General features: G+C 62.5%; 2 protein-coding genes. One reads left to right on the forward strand and one right to left on the reverse strand.

Translation table 11 applies throughout. The features are described from left to right. A partial coding sequence (locus VGY55_09985; GenBank protein HEV2970310.1) for a CHAT domain-containing protein occupies positions 1–882 on the forward strand: 882 nt, incomplete at its 5' end. 264 nt (positions 883–1,146) lie between these two features. Here VGY55_09985 and VGY55_09990 read toward each other — a convergent pair. Then, the gene (locus tag VGY55_09990) at positions 1,147–2,421 is read right to left on the reverse strand and encodes an ankyrin repeat domain-containing protein (protein ID HEV2970311.1); all 1,275 of its coding nucleotides are present in this window, start codon (positions 2,419–2,421) and stop codon (positions 1,147–1,149) included. Positions 2,422–2,782: the final 361 nt, after the last annotated feature.

The raw sequence follows: 2,782 nt of genomic DNA on the forward strand, positions 1-2,782 counted from the left end.
GAGCAAAAGGTGCCTGTCCCCCTCGCGCCGCCTTCGCTGCTATTGGTCGGCGACGTTGACTACGGCGGCGATCCCGGCGTGCTGCTCGCCAGCGATCGGGGCGGGCGAGCCGTTCGCGACGGCGAGTCAAAATGGATTCCCTTGCCCGGCACGCGAGGCGAGATCGACGCCATCCGCGACTCTTTCGAGCAGAGAATTTCCGATGGGAAAATCAAGCAATTGCGCCAGCGGCAGGCGACGTCCGAAGCAGTGCGCGAAGCGGCCCCCAGCTACCGCTATTTGCATTTCGCCACGCATGGGTTCTTCGCCGATCCGAAAATCCGATCGGCCCTGGCGCCGTCGGACAAGCCGGAGTCGAACATGGATCGCGGCGCTATGTTGCAGCAGGCGACCGGCGAGCACCCCGGCCTCTTATCCGGCATCGTGCTGACCGGCGCGAACCAGTCGCCCGTCGAAGGCAAGGGGGACGGCATTCTCACGGCCTTGGAAGTGGGTGAACTTGATCTCTCGGGCGTCGACCTGGCGACACTGTCGGCTTGCGAATCGGGCTTGGGAAAAACAGCCGGCGGCGAAGGCGTGCTGGGCTTGCAGCGAGCGTTTCAAACCGCCGGTGCGCGGACGACCGTGACGTCGCTGTGGAAGATTCCCGACGATGCGACGCGGAGCTTGATGATCGACTTCTACGAGAATCTGTGGACGAAAAAGATGTCGAAGATCGAAGCTCTGCGCCAGGCGCAGCTCGCGCTCATGCGAAAAGGGGTCGACACGCGAGCAGGAGCCAAGCGCGGACTAGAATTCAAAGCGGACCAGCCGCCCGACGCCGACCATCGTCTGCCGCCTTATTATTGGGCCGCTTTCGTCCTGAGCGGCGATTGGCGCTGAGGACATCCGCAATGAGTTTGCGATTCATGGGACCGCAACTTCCCTTCTGCCCGCACGATCAGCGTCTAGCGCGCGGCGGTCCGCCCGACCGACGTAGTTTCGCTACCTCGTCGATCAGACCGAAGCGCGATGGCACGCGTTCGGGTTTGTGAAACGCCGGGACAACCGCTCTCACGAAGCGGGTAAGGCTAGCGCAGTGATCCGGTACTCCTGACCGGCGCGGGCGTCACGCGCCGGCCGATTGCGGCAACTTTCGAAATGGCCTCACGCCGTTTGATCGCTGGCGCCGTGGCGGCGTAGAACCTCGCGGACGGCCTCGGCTCCTTCAGCATGATCTGGGACCTTCGCGCCAGCCCCCAGCAACGCTTCCACGGTTGCGGCGTAATTACTTGAGTTGCGGTGCCAGCCGTGCTCGGAGCCGTAAACGGCCCAGCCGAGCGGCGTGCTGTGGAAGTCCGCGTCGGCGAGCTCTAGCGGCGGGGCAAAACTTAAAATCGCCTCGGCCATCTCGTGGTTACCGTGAAAGGCCGCCCAGTGCAGTGGCGTGCCCTGATGTTGCCCCTGGGCGTCAACAGGCCACCCGCACACGAGCATGAGCTTAGTGACGTCGGTTTCATTCTTGCGCGCTGCGTAAGCGACGTGTCGGCGGTCGGCCTCGGAAAGAAGTTCGACGATGTCGGGATGCTCGCGGCGGATCGCCAATGCTAGCGCCTCATCACCCATCCAGCACGCCTCGAGGAGCTTCACGTCGGTCGGGCTGCGCTCCTGGAGTAGCCGTAGGACTTCCTCGTGGCCGAACTTCCTGGCGACCTGGTGCGGGGAGACATACCAACCCAGCTTCCACTGATAGATCGTGCCGCCGGCTTTGGGGTTGACCATTGGGAAAAACGGCTCGCTGACTCGCAGGCGGATGCATTCGGAGTTAGCGTCAAGATGGCGGCCCGCGAGGTCCAGGTCTCCGAGGGCAGCCGCCATGAGTAGGTCGGTCCAGCAGCCACGAGTGACCAGGTATCGGGCTATGTCGAGACGATCGTCCAGCATGTACTGAGCCGGTGTCGACTCGTGATCCAGGTCGCGTGCGTCGATGTCGGCGCCGTGGTGGAGCAGGTATTCGGCGATCTCGATTGTCGCGGCGAAATGAAGCGGCATCTGGCCGTCACCTCCGCGCGCGTGAACAAGTTCGGGGTCGGACTCAACGAGTTCACGAACGCAATCGAGCAGGCCCAGTCGTGCGGCTGCATGAACGTCCACGAATGCTCCACACTCGATCGCATGGGCGGCTAACTCGGGACTCGCCACGTGGAGCAGCCCGAAACCACCTGCCCACCAGCGGCTCTTCGCGTCGAGGTTCGCGCCGGCGGCCCGCAGTACGTCGAGCATCTCTTTGCTGCGGGCATTCGTGATCGCCGGCGAGTCGAAGGGGCCCAGCGGTTCGTCGATCTTCGCTCTCAGCAAGGTGTAGTCTTCGAGCAATTTCCGAACGCGTGCAACGTCGTCGGCTCGTAAGGCCTCCTGGAATTGATCGATGAGGTCGTTCATACCCTCCTCGCAGAAGCATGCCTATCTCGAGTCGAGCCGTTAAGCTCACGATAGCAGGAACCGCGCACAACGCAAAGAAAACGCGGTTTCTCTCTCCGGAAGGGACGCCCTGTCGATGTTAACTTATGGACCGGTAGCCAATCGAAGGGGCGGAGACATCAGACACGACGGCAAACCGTCGTTCCACAACGACGCTGGTTGGTAGACGGCTAGGCTACGTCGGTCCGCCCGACCGACGTAGTTTCGCAACTGCGGTCGATCCGATTGCGCCAAGAAGCTTGGGAAAGGGGGATGAGATGAACGGAAGCTAATCTGAAACCTTTCGTTGGAACCTTGCGGGTGGAAAGCCCGTCCGGTAGCG

Source organism: Pirellulales bacterium (assembly GCA_035939775.1).
In the GTDB taxonomy this organism is placed as follows: domain Bacteria; phylum Planctomycetota; class Planctomycetia; order Pirellulales; family DATAWG01; genus DASZFO01.